The sequence below is a fragment of the Legionella pelazae genome, from assembly GCF_052527395.1.
In genome coordinates this window covers 12,475-31,847 of record NZ_JBNVZS010000014.1, presented here as the reverse complement: position 1 = coordinate 31,847, position 19,373 = coordinate 12,475, and the positions used below count along the sequence as shown (strand labels likewise).

Sequence of the window (19,373 nt, the reverse complement as noted above, 5' to 3'; positions counted from 1 at the left end):
ACTTTATCTAAGTATAGCACCGTAAAAAAAGAGTAAAATATGCCTGATCTTAGTCATGAAGCCTCCGCTCAATATTGGTTTGAGTATGTTGATCCGATGATTTATCGTGTTATTACCTTTATGGAAAGTGTTGAAGATTGGACACTTGATAATGATCCTGTCCTAGAAGAAGCTATTAAACGTCTAGGCCAAGAGCTCGATGATATCGAAAAAGTGGATATGGGTAATTTAAATCAAGAAGACACCTTCATAAGGTTAGTAGGTAATATTAAATCTGGACGCGGTTTAAGATTGCTGCAAGCCATTGATACAGTCCATCCTGGTAGTGCTTCTCGTGTTCTTATCCATGCCGAAGAAACAACAACTGGAAGCCATGACCCAGCAGGCTTTTTTCTGAAACGTAATATTACCTTTGAGCGGCTGCGCCTACTTGCTCGCGTATTTTCTGAATATCGGTTAAGGTTAGTAGCTAGAGCGCTTGAAGGAGAGGAATAATAATGAAAATAAAATATTTAATATCAGGAATATTACTGGCTCTATCATCAACTGTAACAGCGTCACAAGGTAACACTGGCGGCAATACTCCAGATCCAAATAACAATACAGATGATGAAGTGAGTAAAATTGCTACTTATTTACAGAACCTAGGTCAGTATTTTGGTTATGACCTCACTCAGTATTGTACGTCTGGTGGCCCTTGTTCAACTAATGGTAGTACAGGTGGTAATACTGGTGGTTCAACGGGTACTACCGGTGGCACGACTTCACAGGCTTATAGTAATACGCTTGTTGATCAGAGTACTGCCTACTCTGCTCAACTTAATCTTTACAAAACGTTTCTTGGCGCAATAGTAGGCGGCGGCACTGGGAATAATGTAACAGCAACTGCGGCCCAGAATTCTAATCCCATTGTGCCTACAACCCTGACTAGTAATAGCGACTTAGCTGGCTTTTCAATTATCAATACACTTGCAGGACAAACTTATTCAAATCCTCCCTATTCTAGTCCATCCAATCAAACTGTTTCCGTCTCTTCACTTATTGATCAACCAACTTATCAACCAGATCCTGTAAGTCAGGCGATTTTAAATATACTTGCAACACCAAACTATACTTATTGTTTAGAAAGTGGATCTAATCTTATTTCCCAAAAATGTGCTTACTTATATCGAGAAAGTATTATTAAAAATGTTGTAGGTACTTTACCAGGCACTCAGAAAGTCTTTACCTCCGAAGCAAATGCTCATTTAATTCCACAATTAAACATTAATACTTTAATCTCGCCGCTCCTTTATTCAACAACCAGCAATACTAATGTCAATACTTCTAGCTCCGGATTTGATGATTTAGACGCAAGTAAAACAGGTTTACCAGCAAAAACTCAAGCACAGCAGGCAGAAAATTATATTCGTTATGTAACTGGTGCAGTTCTGCCTGTTTCACTACCTGACTGGAATACCTATAATAGTTTAATTAGCCAGGCCTTAAATTACAGTGGAAAAGTCCCATTAGTTCAGCAACAACAAGCTTATGCCCAATTAAGTACTTACTTAGCAAGGTTGCGTAGCTATGCTGCCCAAACGTCTGTCGGAATCAGTAACCTTTATTACATCATGTCTAAACGCCTTCCCCAAAGTCCATCTGGACAGCAGTCTGGTCAGCAAAGTAATCAAACGAGTCAAGCTTTAAATGAATACATTATGGCTAGCTGGCGTCTTTATAATCCTCAAGCGCCAGGAACAAGCAATAATCCAGGCCAACAACAATGGTTGACACAAATTAATCAAGCGTCTAACGCATCGGTACAGAAGGAAATTGCTATTTTATTAGCTGAAATTAACTATCAGCTTTATTTAATGCGTCAACAACAAGAACGCTTATTACTAACAAACTCTATGCTTTTACTGCAGGCATCCTTGCAAATTCAGCCCGATGGTTCTAACTTAGGTACGTCAGCCCCTGCAAGTGCAAATAATCTAACGAATGCAAGTCAGTAAGAAAATAGTCAGTTAAAGTTTGATAAATTCTTCAAACTTTAACTGATCTGCAAATGGCTTTGTTTTCTTGATATTTTTAGCAATATTTAATTTTTTCAGTACGGCCTCTACCGTTATGAGTTTCATTGTCTCATTACCGTGTACATGTGTGCCCCATTTATTCTCGTTTGGCGCTTTTTTAAGGATTTGTTGTACTGCTAGAGGATAACAGTCAACAGCCAAATTCCGGTAAATATAGGGGCCAGAAACTTGGGCACTTGTTACAGCATGTAAAGCTACAACCGGTGTGCCTACAGCTGCAGCCATATGGGATGGACCTGTATCTGGACAGAGTAGAACAGTTGCCTGACTTATTAGAGCTAATAGTTGTTTAGGCTTGGTTTTACCAACTAAATCAATGCAAGTAACCTGTTTTTGAATAGCGTCGGCTAAGAAACGATCATAAGCACCTGGCCCACCAGTTAGAACCACTTGCATCTGCCATTGAGATTGAGCATAACGAATCACTTCAACATACCGACTAATAGGCCAACTCCGTTCCGGTTTGCTTGCTGCTGGGTTAACAAGCAAAACTGGTTGCTCGAAAGTAAGATAGTGATGCGTCCACTGGTAGTCTGCGGCTGTAATGGGTAGATTCCATTTTAATACTTTTTCCTCTATGCCCAAAACTTCGGCAAATTTTAAGAAAGCCTCTAACGTATGATCATTTCCTGGTTTAATTGTTTCGTTAATAAACCATTTATGCCCATCTTTAGCACGTAATGGATCATAGCCTATTTTTCGTTTTGCTTTAATGAAGGCATAAAGTAAATTAGCTCGAAAACTTGATTGAGCAGCCAGTAAAACATCAAAACGGCGACCTTTTAAAGTTTTTTTAAACTGCCAGTAATCTTTTATAGAATTAGGCTTTGGAATCACAATAAATTCTACACCTTGCATGCCTTCGACTAAATCATAGGCAGGCCTAGAAATAACCCAGGTAATTTTTGCTTGTGGTAACTGTGCTTGCAGAGTGCGAATTAAAGGAACTGTCATTAGTACGTCACCTAACGCAGATAAACGCACAATACAAATGGAATTAATCATTTTTTAGTATGAAGTGAGCACTACAATAAGGACAAACAAATTCACCGGTCTTTTCTATAGGAAGATAAACTTTTGGATGAGCATTCCATAGTTCCATTTCATCGGTTGGGCAGCTCAATGGCAAATCTTTAGGATAGATAATATATTCTCGCTTTGCACTTGGCGGCTGTTTATGCGACTGAGACATTGAATTCTCCTTAGTTTATAAATTAATACACAATTATTTAAGTGATTAACTTAAGTGAAAATTCTTTTAGAGTAGCTAAAAGAAGAAGTTACCTCAACTTTGACATTGTTGCGTGGATAAGTTTGAGAGCTAACTATAACCAAAAACCTATATCATCCCGAAAATCTTATGTCATCCCCGCAGGTGGGGATCTATTCATCAATTAGCACTGAAGTTAATTTTTAGATGGATTCCCGCCTGCGCGGGAATGACATTTATTATCCACGCAACAATGCCCTTCAACTTTGGCGATTATCTAATATTTTAGTGACCAACGCCATTACTTTACTTAAGCCTTGCGGCTTATCGCAGGCAAAAATATTACTTTCTGACCAACGACGCAGCCAGGTTAATTGTCTCTTAGCAAGCTGTCTTGTTGCTGCAATCCCTTTCTCCCGAAAATGATTAAAGTTATCCTTGCCTAAAAGGTAATCATAAGCCTGGCGATAACCAACGCAACGCATAGCAGGGCAACTTGGCGGTAAATGCCATTTATCTAATAATAGTTCTACCTCTTTAATAAATCCTAAACTTAACATTTGGTCAAATCGTTTAGCAATACGCTGATGAAGCCAAGCTCGTTCTTCTGGAAATAAGATAATATTGGTATAAGAATAAGGCACTTGTTGTCGTTCAATTAGAAAAGAAGATAAGGGCTTTCCAGTAACATAGAAAACTTCAAGAGCACGCTGAATTCGCTGGGTGTCACGTTGATGAATCTTTGTAGCAGAAAAAGGATCAATAACGGTTAGATCAGCATGCAATTTTTCCCAGCCGAAACAACGTGCCTGCTCAAGTAGATGATTGCGTGTTTCCTTATCTGCTTCAGGCAAAACAGATAAACCTTGCTGAAAGGCATTAAAATACATCATCGTACCACCTACTAATAAGGGGATTTTACCTGCCTTAAAAATCGCATCACATAATTTTTGCGCTTCTTTACAAAATTCAGCAGCCGAGAACGCTTCTGGCGGATCTAAAATGTCAATTAAATGATGTGGCGTTAATGCCAGTTCCGCTGATGTTGGTTTTGCTGTACCAATGTCCATCTCACGATAAATCATAGCTGAGTCAACACTGATAATCTCAAAAGGAAAGCGCTTAACTAATTCAGTAGCCAGCTCTGTTTTCCCTGAAGCAGTAGGTCCTAATAGACAAAAAATATTATTCAACATTTAATAAACTCTGACAAACTTCATTAGATAAATACTTAATAGCTTGCAATTTTTCTAAAGCAAGCTGATTTTTTTCTAAATAAGAAATATAGTTTATGCACTGCTCTTCTGTAATAGGGATATCATTTAGACTACAATTCTCAATTAATAACTTAATAAGTGAATCTAGATTAAAATAAGACAACGCAAAGAAAGAGATAAGAAAAGGTTTAAGGTTTAAATTGGGAATCAATTGAGGTAAAGAGTAAATAATTATCCTGTTGTCTTCTGTAAGTTGAATATCAATCCCTACTTTAAGTAAGAGCTCTCTTGCTAATTGTAAATCTTCAAAAGATAGCTTAGGAATATCATTATAAACAGGTACAAGTAAGGCTCGTGAGGCTAAAGGTAAGGTGCTTGTTTGGAGTATATGCTGCAGCCAATGTTGCTGTAGCTTCAGTAAATCTACTAGATAAGGCTTTTGGCCCATATAAATAAGCAAAAATCGTTTATAAAGTTGCAACCATTTAAAATTACTTTGTGCCTGGCCTTGCTGTACTAACCAATTAAATGCTTCACTATTTTCTTGTACGCGTAGGGGCTCTTTCGTTAATTGGCGCTTTGGCCATTCTTTAGAAAAAGAAGAGTTTAGATGCACTGGTAAATTTAGAGTATGACGTAACTGCGTGTTAATAAAATCATGAATTAAACGCGGCTGCTGGAAACGTACTTCATGCTTAGTTGGGTGAACATTAACATCAATTTCTTGAGGATCAATCACTAAATACAAAATACAAGCAGGATGGCGTCCAGGATAAAGAATAGGTTCATAGACTTGTTTAATGGCATGATTAACTAATTTATCTTTTACCATACGGCCATTAATATAGACCCATACTTTATCATTTTGGCTACGCTGGTAATGAATATCACTTATCCAGCCGTAAAGCTTGACGCCATTATGCTCAGCATCAAGATACATTGCATTCTCAATAAATTGCTTACCTAGCAATCGACTAATACGCGCTTGCTGTAAAACCTCTTGGGTAGCAGCAGGTAGAGATAGGGTCGGTTTACCATTATGATTTAGTTTAATCGTGACATGAGGCGCACTTAAAGCAAAACGTCTTACTAAATTATCAATAGCCTGAAATTCCGTTTGTTCTGTTTTAAGAAATTTTTTACGCACAGGGGCATTATAAAATAAATCGCAGACATCAACCGTTGTTCCTTTGGCTCGTGGAAATGGCCTTAATTTAGCTTCTTGATTTTGATACTCTAGTAGCATCCCATGTTCTTGCATTGCAGGCTTTGAGCTAATAGTAAGCTTAGAGACTGATGCAATACTTGCAAGCGCTTCTCCCCGAAAACCTAAGCTTTCTATAGCAGCTAAATCTTCAAGCTTAGATATTTTACTTGTGGCATGAGGTGCAATAGCTAAAGGTAAATCTTCAGCAACAATACCTACACCATTATCACTGATTTTAATTTGATTTAAGCCACCAAAGCCTATATCAATATGAATAACATCAGCTTCTGCATCTAGCGCATTTTCTAATAATTCTTTAACCACCGACGCAGGCCGTTCAATCACTTCTCCGGCAGCAATTTGATTGGCAACTTCAGTAGATAATTGATGGATTCTCATAAAAGATACAGCTACTCTATAGATTAATTGGTTCTAAGTTTTCTTAGACCATGACTTACTAGGGTCTAATGCTACTGTTGAGATATGTTGATTTGCAATACTTTTTGATAATTTATTATCTAGAGTAAAGCGCATTTTACTATTTACCAGGACTTCTATATGCGTCCCATGGGGAGGATACTCCCAAAAATAACCCTTAAGGCCCTGGAAAATCGATTGTGTTAACCGTGTTTGATAGTATGCACTTGTTAAATTACGCTCCTCACGCGGATTAGTAATAAAACCCGTTTCAATTAAAATAGAAGGAATATCAGGCGATTTTAGTACCATAAAACGAGCTTGTTCAACTTTATTGTTATGTAATTTAGTTAATGTATTTAAATTTCGTAATACTTTCTCACCCATATGAAGACTTGCACCAATGGTAGCAGTTTGTGATAAATCAATAAGAACAGTACGGACAAGGCCGCTTTGATCATCTAAATCCGCTAAGTTAACACCGCCTAACTCAGAATAATTTTCCTTTTCTGCTAACCAACGAGCCGCTTCACTTGTTGCGCCCCGCTGTGATAGGGCAAAAACAGAAGCGCCACTCGAGTCACGATTAATAAAAGCATCAGCGTGAATTGAGATAAAAACATCACCATTGTATTTTCTTGCAATAGCTAAACGTTCGCGCAAACCCACATAATAATCGCCTGTTCGAGTTAATACTGCGCGCATACCAGGTTGTTTATTTATAATCTGTTTTAACTTGGTTGCAATTGCTAGCGTTACATTTTTCTCAGCTGTATGCCTTGGGCCGATAGCACCTGGATCCTTACCACCATGGCCAGGATCGAGTACTACAATAACATCTCTTAATGGTTTTTTAACCTGCTTATTAATAGGTAATGTTGAAAGAGGTGGCGCAGTTTTTATAGACTTTGCCATAAGGCCTAAGTGATTGGCTGAAATATTTAGCGAAAAACCACTTCGATTTTTGGTTAAGGTATTCCAAGGTTTAGCATCAAGCATTACTTTATCTGCTACTTCGAAAACTAACCGCAATGTGTATTTATTCCGATAACCACTACGCACACGAGTGATTAAGTTACTGTTTAAATTAAGTTTATATAAATCAAAAGCAAGTTCAGTGTTTTCTAAATCAACAACGACACGGTCTGGATTGGTTAAAGTAAATATTTTATGATTAATAGCTTTATCTAAGTTAAATAATAATGATGCCTTACCCGAATCCTGCCTTATTTCAATTCCCTTTAATTTAGCAGCGCTTAGAGTAAAGCTAAAAAGCATGCATAAAGAAAACACTATTATCTGTATTCTCATTGTTTACCTATAAGGCAAGACAAAACCTGTTTTCCAATAGGACTACCTGCTTCCATAGTTAATTTACGCTCATTACCGTCATTCACAATATCTAAAGTAAGACAAAGATCAACTTTTATTAACCTAAGCGGTGCTTTTTCTGGCCATTCTATGCAACAGATTGTATTTTCACCAAAGTATTCATTAAAGCCAATGTAATCAAGTTCAGACTCTTCTACTATACGATACAGATCAAAATGGTGAATTTGCAAGTCCTGGCATGTATAACTTTCCACTAATGAAAATGTTGGACTTTTAATCGCTGAGGTAATCCCTAATTCACGCAACATGGCACGTATAAAGGTTGTTTTACCGCTACCCATATCTCCCTTAAACGTACAAATTAAGGGCGCAACTATACAATGCGCTAAATGCCTAGCTTGCTGTTCACATTTTTCTTGATTAGGTAAATGGATAATCTGTTTATGCATAAATAAATTGCTACACGGTTAATGTATTAACTAAAGTTCGCAAATAAGGCATTAAATCACTGGCGATTAAACCTCGCTCTCCTTTATCCTGAGCTGCTTTGTCAGCCGCACTTGCATGTAGCCATACCCCTAATTTAGTCGCATCAGCAAGTGCTAGCTTTTGTGCGCATAAACCAGCAATAACGCCACTTAATACATCTCCCATTCCAGCAGTAGCCATACCCGGATTCCCAGCTCGACAAAGGTAAGTTTCTGGTTCATCAGTACGGATTAAAGAGCCAACCCCTTTTAAAACCACATTGCCACCGAATTTAGCTTGTAAATGATTAACCGCCTCGTAACGATCAGATTGTACTTCTTGCGTTGAGCACTGAAGCAAACTTGCTGCTTCACCTGGATGAGGCGTTAAGATCCAATTATCATCATACTGAGGCGACTGGGCAAGTAAGCGGAGTGCCGAAGCATCAATGATCATGGGCAATTGTGAGGTAATAACTTGGTTAAACAATTCTTGTGCCCAAAGATCGGTTCCCAAGCCGGGCCCAATCACGCACACAGTTGCTTTAGCAAGCAAAGGCAAAATATCCTTTGCTTGTTCTACACCATAAATCATTACCTCAGGTAAATTAGCTACTGCTTGCTTTGCATAATAAGATTGAGTTGCGATAGTTACCAAGCCCGCTCCAACTCTTAAAGCAGCTTGGGCTGCTAAACAAATGGAACCTGGCATGCCATAGCCACCTCCAATAACTAATATGTGGCCAAAATCAGCCTTATGACAATTTTTAAGTCTTTTCGGTAGTAAAGAAACAAATTCGGATTTTTCTAAAAGATAACCTGTTGGAGTAAGCTGACTTAAACAATGTTCTAATTTCAAATTATTTAAAATGACTTTCCCACAGTAATCCGGGCCATCTAAAGTCATCATACCTAATTTATAACCAATAAAGGTTATCGTTGCTGTGGCTCGAACGCAGTTACCCATAACAGCACCTGTATCAGCATTTAAACCTGACGGAATATCAATAGCCAACACAGGCAAACCACTTTCATTAATTTGATTAATTGCACTAAGAATGGGTTCTTTAACTGAGCCTTTTAAACCAATCCCCAATAGTGCGTCAACAATTAAATCAGCATCATCTTCTATCATATCATCCATATAATGACAGGAAACGCCAGCATCTATTGCGTCTAGGGCAGCTTTTTGAGCACCAACTGGGAGCTGGTCAATAGGTTTGTATTGATTAATCATCACCGAGTAACCAGCTTGATAAGCAAGACGAGCCACTATATAACCATCACCAGCATTATTACCACTACCACAATAAACAATAATTTTTTGTACAGTAGGAAATAATCGCTTTAATGATTTAAATGCTGCAGCGCCTGCTAAAGACATGAGTTCTGATTCAGTCATTTGATAATCAACCGTTGCAGCTCGCTCACAATCTCTGATTAAGTTAGTATGAAAAAGCGCAATATCAGATGTCATGCTGACTCCGCAATCTTGTGAATCACATATAGCTTGAAGTCTCGATAGAACTAAATCACTATTAATTTAATACCATCGCATTGATGTCTACATTATTCTAACTTAATACCTAAGTTAGAATAATGTAGAATACACTTAGATGATTATGTAGCAGAATTTATTCTACTAGGATTCATCCTTTTTAATTAATTTTAAAGCAGGCCTATTTCGACCTTTTTGCTCTGTGGCATTCCCTGATGGTGCTGCTGGCTCATTGTATTCTTCACCAAATTCCATGCCTCGACCATTCTCTTTAGCATAAATTGCTAAAATAGCTGCGGGAACAACAAAAATTTGATGCGTCACACCAGAAAAACGTGCGGTAAAAACAACGCGATCATTTTCTAAATGTAATCCGCGGCAGGCCTGCGGCGAAATATTGAGTACAATTCTGCCACCATTTACATAATCCTGTGGGACTTGTACATCGGGATGCTCCGCATTAACCAGAATATGAGGAGTAAGATTGTTATCTACAATCCAATCATATATAGCTCGAATTAGATAAGGTCTGTTTGAGGTCATTGTCATTTTACGCTGCCCGTAATTGTCGCTCAGTCTCTGTTAAACTAGCTTGAAACGAATCACGCTTAAATAATCGCTGCATATAAGCATGTACGCCTTTTACTTGCTCAGGAATTATAATACCTAATTGTGGTAGCCGCCACAATAAAGGAGCTAATGCGCAGTCTAATAAAGAGAACTCCTCGCTAAGGAAATAAGGTTTATCTGCAAAAACGGGCTCAAGACTAACTAAACTTTCTAGTAAATGTTGGCGCGCTTCTTCAGGCTCGTCATTTTGTTTAATTCGCTGTAATAAATCATACCAATCCTGCTCAATTCGATGCATCATCTTGCGTGCTTCTGCACGAGCAACAGGATAAACTGGCAATAAAGGTGGATGAGGGAAGCGCTCATCTAAATATTCCATAATGATTCTAGCTTCATAGAGCACCAACTCTCTGTCAATTAAAGTAGGAACTGTGCCATACGGATTAATATTTAGTAAATGCGTATTGACCTCACCTTGCTTTGCAGGAAGAATTTCTACATTAACCCCTTTTTCTGCTAAAACTATGCGAACTTGATGACTGTAAACATCATCATTATCTGAGTAAAGAGACATAATAGTGCGCTTTGCTACAATAGCCATTACGGACTCCTCGTCGATCGTTAATTGTGCTTAAGGCTTGTCAAAAGGCAACATTTTAACACAAATTTTATTATGATGTTTATTAAAGATGAATTTTTCACTTTTTTTGCACTTAACTTTTCTACTGTTTGTAGTAATTCCAACGACCGCCCTACAGCGAAAATTACAACATTTAATGAGGTAAACGCTGCCAGTAGCTTCTTTTAAGTAGATAGACAACGATTAAAAAGATACTTAAAAAGGCAATAATAAAAACGCCTATCCGATAGCGCGTTAATTGAACCGGTTCACCCACATATGTTAAAAAATTTACTAAATCTTCAACAGCGTTATCAAACTCGTGAGTAGTCATTTCGCCATCACTAATTTTTAGTAAATAGTCAATAGGGCCTGTTTTTTGATTATTTTTTCTAACTGCAATGACTTGTCCCGCCAAAGGCGCTAATACGTTAGGCATTGCCACTCCTGGAATTAATAGATTATTACTGCCAAAAGGGCGACTTGGATCGGCATAGAAACTCTTTAAGAATGTATATAACCAGGATGGTCCTCGTACTCGAGCAATTAGAGATAAATCCGGAGGAACTGTACCAAACCACTGTTTAGCATCTACAGCAGGTAATGCTATTTCAATCGGATCATGAAGTTTAGCATGAGTAAAAACCAAGTTATTAAACAATAAATCTTTATCTACTTCGCCGTCAAAGGTGGTTAAGCCCAAATCATTCGCCATTTGATTGTAGCGCATAAATTTTAAAGAATGACAGCCAGAACAGTAATTCATAAAAAGCTTCGCGCCTCTTTGCAAGCCTGCTTGGTCATGTAAATCTATTTCAACAGGCAGCATTGGGACATCCTCGTTCTCAAGTGCATAAGAAACCGTTGCAATAGTCAGGCTAACTAATAAAACAATAAATTGTTTAATGAAATTCATGCGAATTTGAATACTGCCGAAACTTAACAATGGGCTGTTGCAATAAAGTCTCATACGCAGTCTCATCTTCATCGGCTAATCCTTAGCGGTACGGTCTTACATCTTTCGATGCGTGTATAAAAAGGCATTAAGAAAAAATAAGCAAAATAGATAAAAGTAAATAGACGGGCTAAATATTGTCTATTAGTTGTTACAGGTACTGTACCTAGATATCCTAAGCCAATAAAACTAATAACAAATAAAGCAAGTGCAATGCGTGAGTAATATCCTTTATAACGCATTGACCGAACAGCACTTCTATCTAACCAGGGTAAGAAAGCAAGAATGAATATTGATGCAACCATGGCAATTACGCCAAATAATTTATCAGGAATAGCACGTAATATGGCGTAAAAAGGCGTCATATACCAAACTGGAGCAATATGTGTAGGGGTAACCATAGGATCTGCTGCAGTGAAATTAGCATGTTCTAAAAAATAACCATACATTTCTGGCGCAAAGCAAACAATAGCAAAAAATAAGATTAAAAAAACGATTAAACCTACTGAATCTTTCAGAGTATAGTAAGGATGAAATGGAATACTATCTATCGGCTTACCCTCTTCATCTAGTGTTTTCTTAATCTCAATACCTTCGGGATTATTCGATCCTACTTTATGCAAAGCAACAATATGAAGAAAAACAAGAAATAAAAGTAATATAGGTACGCCCACTACATGCAGAGCAAAAAAACGCTGCAATGTTGCGTTAGCCACCGTATAGTCGCCTCGAAGCCAAACAACTAAACTATCACCCACAAAAGGAATAGCGCCAAATAAAGAGGTAATAACCTGCGCTCCCCAATATGACATTTGCCCCCAAGGCAAAAGATAACCAAAAAAAGCCTCTGCTAACAACAATATAAATAAGGCCATACCTAAAAGCCAAATTAATTCGCGGGGATTTTGATAGGAGCCATATAAAATTCCCCTAAACATGTGAATATAGACAACAATAAAAAATGCAGACGCACCAGTAGAATGCATATAGCGTAAAAGCCAGCCATAATTAACGTCACGCATAATGTATTCAACCGAGGCGAAAGCTTGGTCGGCTGAAGGCGTATAAAACATCGTTAACCATAGGCCAGTCACAATTTGGCTTATTAATATAATGGTTGCTAATGATCCAAAAAAATAGAAAAAATTAAGGTTCTTTGGTGCAGGGTATTCACTAATATGATTTTTCCAGGTACTAAGCAGTGGGAAGCGCTCATCAACCCAATTTATCAAACCACGCATAGATCACCTATCCTTGTTGCTCATCTTCGCCAATTATAATGACATGCTCATTAACAAAACGATATGGAGGTACCTCCAAATTAATAGGCGCGGGCACGCCTTTAAAAACCCTTCCAGCAAGATCAAAAGTTGATCCATGACAGGGGCAATAAAAACCACCACGCCAATTCGGACCAAGTTCATTCACCTGCGGTGTGTATTTAGGGGAACACCCTAAATGAGTACAAATACCAACTAAAACTAAGTATTCTGGCCTTATAGATCGATATTTATTTTTAGCATAGGCAGGTTGCTGCTCAACCAAAGACTCTGGATCTCGTAGCTGATCCTCAGCCCCTGCTAATTGTTCAAGCATTGCTTTGGTACGGCGTATTATCCAAACAGGTCGCCCTCGCCACTCGACAGTAGCTTGCTGACCAGGTTCAAGTTTACTTAAATCTACCTCGACGGGTGCGCCAGCTGCCTGCGCTTTAGCACTCGGCAACCATGATGATATAAAAGGAGTTAACGCACAAGCAGCTCCGATACCCCCTAATACGCCAGTTGCTGTTAAGAGAAATTTACGTCGTTTTTCATCAATCTCTTCCTGAGAAAGGAGCACATCAGGAGTATGCTCATTATCATCTGTCACTATTTATCATCCTTTATAGATATTAAACTAAATAACTACTAACACTCATGCGTATTTACAAGCAATGTTACTTTAACGTGAATTTGCCATAAAAGATATCGGATATCTTTTATGGCAAATTTGTCTATTTTTGATCTAGATCCCGCACAAATGCTTCGCATTTTACGGGATAACGTTCGTTTAGCGGCATAAGAGAGCTTTCAGTTCTCTTATGTCGAACTCACGTTACTTTAATTCTTTATGTACATAAATAAAGTTGAGTATTACAGTATTATAAATGCAAGTTATATCAAAGAATTAATAAGGGTGGAAGAGATAAAAACGATAGATAAGTCAAACGGAATAATTCTTTAAGGATTTAGGATTATCGGTATATTGATTGAATATAATAAAATTTATAACCAAATAAAATCCACTTTAATTTAAAATCAATTAAATAAAGTGGACTCCATTAGCGTAGCATCATTTTAAATTCATACGTTTAAACAAGTATAAATTTAATATTAACGTTTTGAGTACTGAGTCGCACGACGAGCTTTATGTAAGCCAACCTTTTTACGCTCAACTCGACGAGAATCGCGAGTTAATAAGCCACGTACTCGTAGTTTACGTCGATAAGAATCTTCAAATGGTTCAGCATCTTCAGCTAAATCATGCTCATCATAAGCAACCAGGGCTCGAGCTATACCTAGACGCACCGCACCAGCTTGGCCAGAAATACCTCCGCCAACTACAGTTGCATAAATATCAAATTTCTCTACAACATCAACAGTTTCTAATGGTTGGCGAACTATCATACAAGATGTTTCGCGACCAAAATAATCTTCTAACGGACGATTATTAACTATAATGTTACCTTTTCCAGGACGTAAGAAAACTCTCGCTGTTGAGCTTTTTCGGCGACCAGTACCATAGTATTGCTGCATTTCAGCCATAATACTTATTCCTCAATCTCAAGTTCTTTAGGTTGCTGCGCGGTATGCGGATGTTCACTACCAGCATAAACTTTTAGTTTACGGTACATTTGCCTACCTAATACATTCTTAGGTAACATACCTTTTACTGCTAATTCTATAACCCGCTCTGGATGTCTCTCTTGTAATTTATCAAAAGAAGTCGCTTTAATACCGCCAGGATAACCAGAATGTCGATAATAAACTTTCTCTTTGAATTTCTTTCCTGTCACAGTAATTTTATCAGCATTAATAACTACAACATAATCTCCCGTATCAACATGGGGAGTATATTCTGCTTTATGTTTACCGCGTAGACGGCGTGCAATTTCAGTTGCAACACGGCCTAATACTTTATCAGTTGCATCGATTATATACCAGTCACGCTTCACTTCGTGAGCTTTGGCGCTAAATGTTTTCATCAAATAACTCCATACCGCTTCGTAAGAATTGGTAATCTTCTAATTATGAAGGGGCGATTTTAACTAAAACTGCAGTAACCTACAAGTAAAATACATCAAAACTTGTATAGATTCTAAGATCTAAGGTGATTATTCTTTATTCAGCCAAGTTAATTTAAATATTATTTATTTACCCTTAGCAACTTGTCTAATTAAAAGACAATTAATTAAGCAAATCTGGCGAGCTATCAATAAGAAGCTGAGGAACAACTTGATTGTTCATTAAATGATTTGCAATAATTGCATCAATATCATCGGTAGAAGCGTATCGATACCATACACCTTCTGGGTAAATAACAATACATGGCCCTAAACTACAACGACCTAAACAGCCTGATTTACTGACACGAATTTTTCCTGGGCCAAATAATTCTAGCTCCAGTAACTTAGCTCGAAGGTACTCAAAAAACTCTTCTCCGCCTGTATTAGCACAGCATACCTTACCAGCTGCTTTTTGATTTGTGCAGACAAATACATGTTTAAGATAATGACTCAAATGATTATTTTCCTCGTTCTTCTATTCTTGTTTTAAGTTTAAGACCAGGTTTAAATGTCACCACGCGGCGAGCAACCACAGGTATTTCTTGGCCTGTTTTAGGGTTACGCCCCGGGCGCTGCGGCTTATCTCGAAGATTAAAATTACCAAAACCTGATAACTTTACGTGCTGTCCATTTTCAAGAGCATATCTGATAGTTTCAAAAAACTGTTCTACCATTTCTTTTGCGTCTTGTTTACTTAGGTTTAACTCAGAAAACAAAGTCTCAGCAATCATCGCTTTACTTAGAGCATTCACGGTTAGTCCCTCAATGTAATTGCAAATTTACCAGTTAGTTCCTTGATTATAGCACTAATTATTTCATTGATCTCTTCATCAATCAATGTTCGATTATTATCTTGTAGTGTTATAGCTATTGCTAAACTCTTTTTATCCGCCGGAATAGCTTTACCTGTATAAACATCAAAAATATCAAATGACTTTAATAACTGTGGATTAACTATCTGCATAACAGCCATTTTAATCTCTTCAGCTAGGATATTTTTGTTAACTAAGAAAGACAAATCGCGACGGATCTGCGGGTATTTAGAAATTTTGCAATAGTGTGTAGTCGTACTTGTAGTAAGTGCTTGAGTTTTTAATTCAAAAAGAATGACTTCATCGCTAAGATCAAGTGCATCCGCTATGCGTGGATGTAAGACACCGCACCAACCAATAGTTTGATTCTGCCAAATAATCTCGGCTGTTTTACCTGGATGTAAGGCAGGATGTTCACTTGGCTTAAAATACACATCTTTTAAGTGCAATAAACGAAATAATGCTTCTAAATCACCTTTTGCATCATAAAAATCGAGTTTGCGTTTTTCTTCTAACCAACTTAACGGCGAATATTCGCCTGTTAAAAGACCGGCCACACAATTTTCTTCCTGAATCTTTCCATTTATAGAATTAAAAATAACACCATTTTCATAAAATTTAATGGTTGTTTGCTGACGATGAATATTATGAATCATCGAGGCAATTAGGCCAGGCCACATACTAACGCGCATTTGTGATAATTCAGAAGAAATTGGATTGAGTAGGGTTAATGCTTCTGTATTAGGACAAATAATTCGTTGCAACTCTGGGTCAACAAAACTGTAACTTATTGTTTCATAATAATTTCTTGTAGTAAAAAAATGATTAAATTTTATTGATAAAACTTCTAAAAGATTAATTTCCCCGGTTACAAGAGGAGCGACTATCTTGCTACCTGGAATGCGGTCATAACCATAGAGCCTTACTACTTCTTCTACTAAATCGACATCTAAATGAATATCAAAGCGATAGGAAGGTGCAGTCACTTGCCACATCTTCTCTTTCTCAGTAATAAACATACCTAAGTGAGTTAATATTTGCTTAGTTTCTGCTTCTGAAACATCTAAGCCAGTTAGCTTTTTAACTTTTAGCGGGTTAAAGTTAATAGGCTGATTAACCGGTAAAAATTGCTGCTCTTTTTTTAATATAGTAGGTCCAGCATGCCCTCCAGCGATCTCTAAAATTAAAGCAGTCGCTCTTTCCATAGCAATAACTTGTAAATTAGGATCCACTCCTCGTTCAAATCGCTGTGCGGAATCTGTAAATATACCGAATCGTCTCGCTACTTTTGCAATGACCGGAGGACTAAAAAAAGCACTTTCTAGGAAAATATCAACTGTTGTTTCATTAACAGCACTTTGAGCCCCTCCCATTACACCAGCAACTGCGAGTGGTTCTTTATTATCTGCAATTAACAATACGCCTTCTGGTAGGCTTAGCTGTTGACCGTCAAGTAATTCGATGCTTTCATTTTTATTACTGTAGCGAACAACAATATCACCTTTTAAATAATTAAAATCAAAAGCGTGCATTGGCTGCCCAAGTTCTAACATCACATAATTTGTGATATCAACGATAGGATGAATAGCACGTTGTCCTGACCGTCTTAAGCGCTCTTGCATCCAAAGTGGTGTCACGGCTTGAGAATTAATACCACATATAACTCGTCCACAATATTGAGGACATGCTTCTAAGGCAACCAAGTTAACTGCTTTTACCTCATCAATTTCTGGTTTGACCTCAGTAGTAGATATGGGCATTAAACTGGATTGAGTTAAGGCGGCTACTTCTCGGGCTACGCCAATAACACTTAAACAATCTGCTCGATTAGGCGTTAAATCAATATCTAAAACACTATCGTTAAGCGCTAAATAATCCCGTAAATCTTTTCCTAGCGGCGCATCTTTAGCCAGTTCAATAATGCCTTCAGAGGTATCTAGCAAACCTAGTTCTGCAACAGAGCAAAGCATACCTTGTGAAAGTTCACCTCGAATTTTTGTCTCTTTAATTACCAAATCATTAGGTAATATAGCGCCTATTTGAGCGAGAGCCACTTTTAATCCTGCTCGCACATTTGTAGCACCACATACAACTTTTAAAGGCTTCTCTTTGCCTATATCAACTTCACAAAGTGTTAATCTATCAGCTTGGGGATGAGGTTTTGTCTGAATAATTTGCGCTACAATGACGTTATTAAATGTACCAGCAACAGGATTAACTGCATCAACTTCTAATCCTGCCATAGTTAATACGGAGGCTAATTGCTCAGTATTTAACGCAGGATTGACCCATTCTCGTAACCAATTTTCACTTACTTTCATTGATTCATCCGCCTACTATCCGCTTACATAATTAATTAACGTAAGATCGACATTAAATTAATGCTAATTTTTAGCGTAAAAACGAACTTATTCTGACAATAGCTGTTTAACGTTATAAAAGTTATTTGATGCTGAACTTACATTAGTTATAGTTATTCAAAATTGCTTTAAAAAGGCTAGCTCATTTTCAAACATCATTCTTAAATCATCGATACCAAAATAGAGCATTGCTAATCTATCAATCCCCATCCCAAAGGCCCAGCCTTGATATTGTTCTATAGGGATATTTACAGCCTTTAAGACATTAGGATGAACCATACCACAGCCTAGTACTTCAAGCCAGCCAGTGAATTTACAGGAACGACAACCTTTACCAAAGCACTGGGTACATTCAATATCAACCTCTGCAGAAGGTTCTGTAAAAGGAAAATAAGAAGGTCTAAAGCGTAATGCTAACTCTCTACCAAAAAAATAAGCAAAGAAATCCTGCAATAAGCCACGCAAATGGGTCAGTGTAGTATGCTCATCGATTAACAATCCTTCAACTTGGTGAAACATCGGAGTATGTGTTAGATCAGAATCACAACGATACACACGACCAGGCGCAATCAGACGTAGCGGCGGTTGGCGCTGCTCCATCGTTCGAATTTGCACAGGTGAAGTGTGCGTTCGTAACAAATGACCATCACCAAAATAAAAAGTATCGTGCATAGCACGTGCCGGATGGTGGCTAGGAATATTTAATGCTTCAAAGTTATAATAGTCTGTTTCGATTTCAGGGCCACTAACAATGTCAAATCCCAATCGGCTGAAATAATCATTAATCTGCTGTCTTACTTGGGTGATAGGATGAGAAGCGCCATATTTATTCTGTCGCCCTGCTAAAGTAACATCAATCTGCTCAGCAGATAGTTTTTCTTTTAATTGTAATTCTTTTAACTGCAACAGTTTATCTTCAATACGAGCATTAACTGTTTGCTTAGCTTGATTAACTAACTGGCCTACCTTAGGCCTTTCTTCCACACTTAATTTAGCAAGCGATTTTAAAATGTCAGTTAATTTACCTTTTTTTCCCAAGTAATCAACTCGTATAGCTTCAAGATTATTAATATCTTGAGCTTGTTCGATCGCTTCAATAGCTTGAAGTTGTAAGTCGGTGATATGTTGCATGATATTACCTACAGTAAAAAGGAGGCAAAAGCCTCCTCGTTATCACGATATAGCGCCTATTATTTAACTTTATACTGCGTTGCAAGCTCATTCGTCTTCGGTCATGTACTGTTTGTACACTCCCTTGCCTCTCGCGCTTGCGCCTTCTTGTCTAAAGCTAAATGATAGGCGC

At 37.7% G+C, this 19,373-nt stretch carries 20 protein-coding genes; 2 read left to right on the top strand and 18 right to left on the bottom strand.

The window, feature by feature from the left end:
• Positions 1-39: 39 nt before the first annotated feature.
• Together icmW and icmX are read left to right on the top strand one after the other, a co-directional pair.
• The gene (gene icmW, locus ACQUW5_RS12795) at positions 40-495 is read left to right on the top strand and encodes a type IVB secretion system protein IcmW (protein WP_444991652.1); all 456 of its coding nucleotides are present in this window, start codon (positions 40-42) and stop codon (positions 493-495) included.
• Between the two features lie 2 nt (positions 496-497).
• The gene (icmX, locus tag ACQUW5_RS12790; RefSeq protein WP_444991651.1) at positions 498-1,997 is read left to right on the top strand and encodes a type IVB secretion system protein IcmX; all 1,500 of its coding nucleotides are present in this window, start codon (positions 498-500) and stop codon (positions 1,995-1,997) included.
• A gap of 12 nt (positions 1,998-2,009) precedes the next feature.
• Here the strand turns inward: icmX and ACQUW5_RS12785 are convergent, their stop codons facing one another.
• From ACQUW5_RS12785 to pheS, 18 genes are all read right to left on the bottom strand, one after another.
• The gene (locus tag ACQUW5_RS12785) at positions 2,010-3,032 is read right to left on the bottom strand and encodes a glycosyltransferase family 9 protein (protein WP_444991650.1); all 1,023 of its coding nucleotides are present in this window, start codon (positions 3,030-3,032) and stop codon (positions 2,010-2,012) included.
• 43 nt (positions 3,033-3,075) lie between these two features.
• A complete protein-coding gene (locus tag ACQUW5_RS12780) occupies positions 3,076-3,270 on the bottom strand; it encodes a zinc-finger domain-containing protein (RefSeq protein ID WP_444991649.1) in 195 nt (64 codons plus the stop codon).
• 278 nt (positions 3,271-3,548) lie between these two features.
• Positions 3,549-4,484 (bottom strand): tRNA (adenosine(37)-N6)-dimethylallyltransferase MiaA, encoded by a 936-nt coding sequence (gene miaA, locus ACQUW5_RS12775; RefSeq protein WP_444991648.1) that lies wholly within the window; start codon positions 4,482-4,484, stop codon positions 3,549-3,551.
• Entirely contained in the window at positions 4,474-6,111 is a 1,638-nt protein-coding gene (mutL, locus tag ACQUW5_RS12770; protein ID WP_444991647.1) for a DNA mismatch repair endonuclease MutL, read from the bottom strand. Before mutL ends, miaA begins: the two co-directional genes overlap by 11 nt.
• 33 nt (positions 6,112-6,144) lie before the next feature.
• Entirely contained in the window at positions 6,145-7,440 is a 1,296-nt protein-coding gene (locus ACQUW5_RS12765; RefSeq protein WP_444991646.1) for an N-acetylmuramoyl-L-alanine amidase, read from the bottom strand.
• Positions 7,437-7,910 carry a tRNA (adenosine(37)-N6)-threonylcarbamoyltransferase complex ATPase subunit type 1 TsaE gene (tsaE, locus tag ACQUW5_RS12760; protein WP_444991645.1) on the bottom strand — a complete coding sequence of 158 codons (474 nt, stop codon included), beginning with the start codon at positions 7,908-7,910 and terminating at the stop codon, positions 7,437-7,439. Before tsaE ends, ACQUW5_RS12765 begins: the two co-directional genes overlap by 4 nt.
• Positions 7,911-7,920: 10 nt before the next feature.
• On the bottom strand, positions 7,921-9,405 hold the full coding sequence (locus ACQUW5_RS12755) for an NAD(P)H-hydrate dehydratase (protein ID WP_444991644.1): 1,485 nt from the start codon (positions 9,403-9,405) through the stop codon (positions 7,921-7,923).
• Positions 9,406-9,570: 165 nt separating this feature from the next.
• The gene (locus tag ACQUW5_RS12750; protein WP_444991643.1) at positions 9,571-9,975 is read right to left on the bottom strand and encodes a ClpXP protease specificity-enhancing factor; all 405 of its coding nucleotides are present in this window, start codon (positions 9,973-9,975) and stop codon (positions 9,571-9,573) included.
• A 1-nt stretch (position 9,976) separates the two neighbouring features.
• Complete coding sequence (sspA, locus tag ACQUW5_RS12745) at positions 9,977-10,597, bottom strand: stringent starvation protein SspA (protein ID WP_444991642.1); 621 nt, start codon at positions 10,595-10,597, stop codon at positions 9,977-9,979.
• A 172-nt stretch (positions 10,598-10,769) separates the two neighbouring features.
• Positions 10,770-11,522 (bottom strand): cytochrome c1, encoded by a 753-nt coding sequence (locus ACQUW5_RS12740; RefSeq protein ID WP_444991702.1) that lies wholly within the window; start codon positions 11,520-11,522, stop codon positions 10,770-10,772.
• Positions 11,523-11,599: 77 nt separating this feature from the next.
• Positions 11,600-12,811: a cytochrome b gene (locus ACQUW5_RS12735; protein ID WP_444991641.1), complete on the bottom strand. Its 1,212-nt coding sequence runs from the start codon at positions 12,809-12,811 to the stop codon at positions 11,600-11,602.
• Positions 12,812-12,818: 7 nt separating this feature from the next.
• Complete coding sequence (gene petA / locus ACQUW5_RS12730; RefSeq protein ID WP_444991640.1) at positions 12,819-13,442, bottom strand: ubiquinol-cytochrome c reductase iron-sulfur subunit; 624 nt, start codon at positions 13,440-13,442, stop codon at positions 12,819-12,821.
• 503 nt (positions 13,443-13,945) lie between these two features.
• Entirely contained in the window at positions 13,946-14,377 is a 432-nt protein-coding gene (gene rpsI, locus ACQUW5_RS12725; RefSeq protein WP_444991639.1) for a 30S ribosomal protein S9, read from the bottom strand.
• 5 nt (positions 14,378-14,382) lie between these two features.
• Positions 14,383-14,817 (bottom strand): 50S ribosomal protein L13, encoded by a 435-nt coding sequence (rplM, locus tag ACQUW5_RS12720; RefSeq protein WP_444991638.1) that lies wholly within the window; start codon positions 14,815-14,817, stop codon positions 14,383-14,385.
• 202 nt (positions 14,818-15,019) lie between these two features.
• Positions 15,020-15,352, bottom strand: coding sequence for a (2Fe-2S) ferredoxin domain-containing protein (locus tag ACQUW5_RS12715; protein WP_444991637.1), 333 nt, complete (start codon positions 15,350-15,352; stop codon positions 15,020-15,022).
• A 4-nt stretch (positions 15,353-15,356) separates the two neighbouring features.
• Positions 15,357-15,650, bottom strand: coding sequence for an integration host factor subunit alpha (locus tag ACQUW5_RS12710; RefSeq protein WP_444991636.1), 294 nt, complete (start codon positions 15,648-15,650; stop codon positions 15,357-15,359).
• A gap of 2 nt (positions 15,651-15,652) precedes the next feature.
• The gene (gene pheT, locus ACQUW5_RS12705) at positions 15,653-18,031 is read right to left on the bottom strand and encodes a phenylalanine--tRNA ligase subunit beta (RefSeq protein ID WP_444991635.1); all 2,379 of its coding nucleotides are present in this window, start codon (positions 18,029-18,031) and stop codon (positions 15,653-15,655) included.
• A gap of 156 nt (positions 18,032-18,187) precedes the next feature.
• Positions 18,188-19,201, bottom strand: coding sequence for a phenylalanine--tRNA ligase subunit alpha (pheS, locus tag ACQUW5_RS12700; protein ID WP_444991633.1), 1,014 nt, complete (start codon positions 19,199-19,201; stop codon positions 18,188-18,190).
• Between the last annotated feature and the right edge of the window lie 172 nt (positions 19,202-19,373).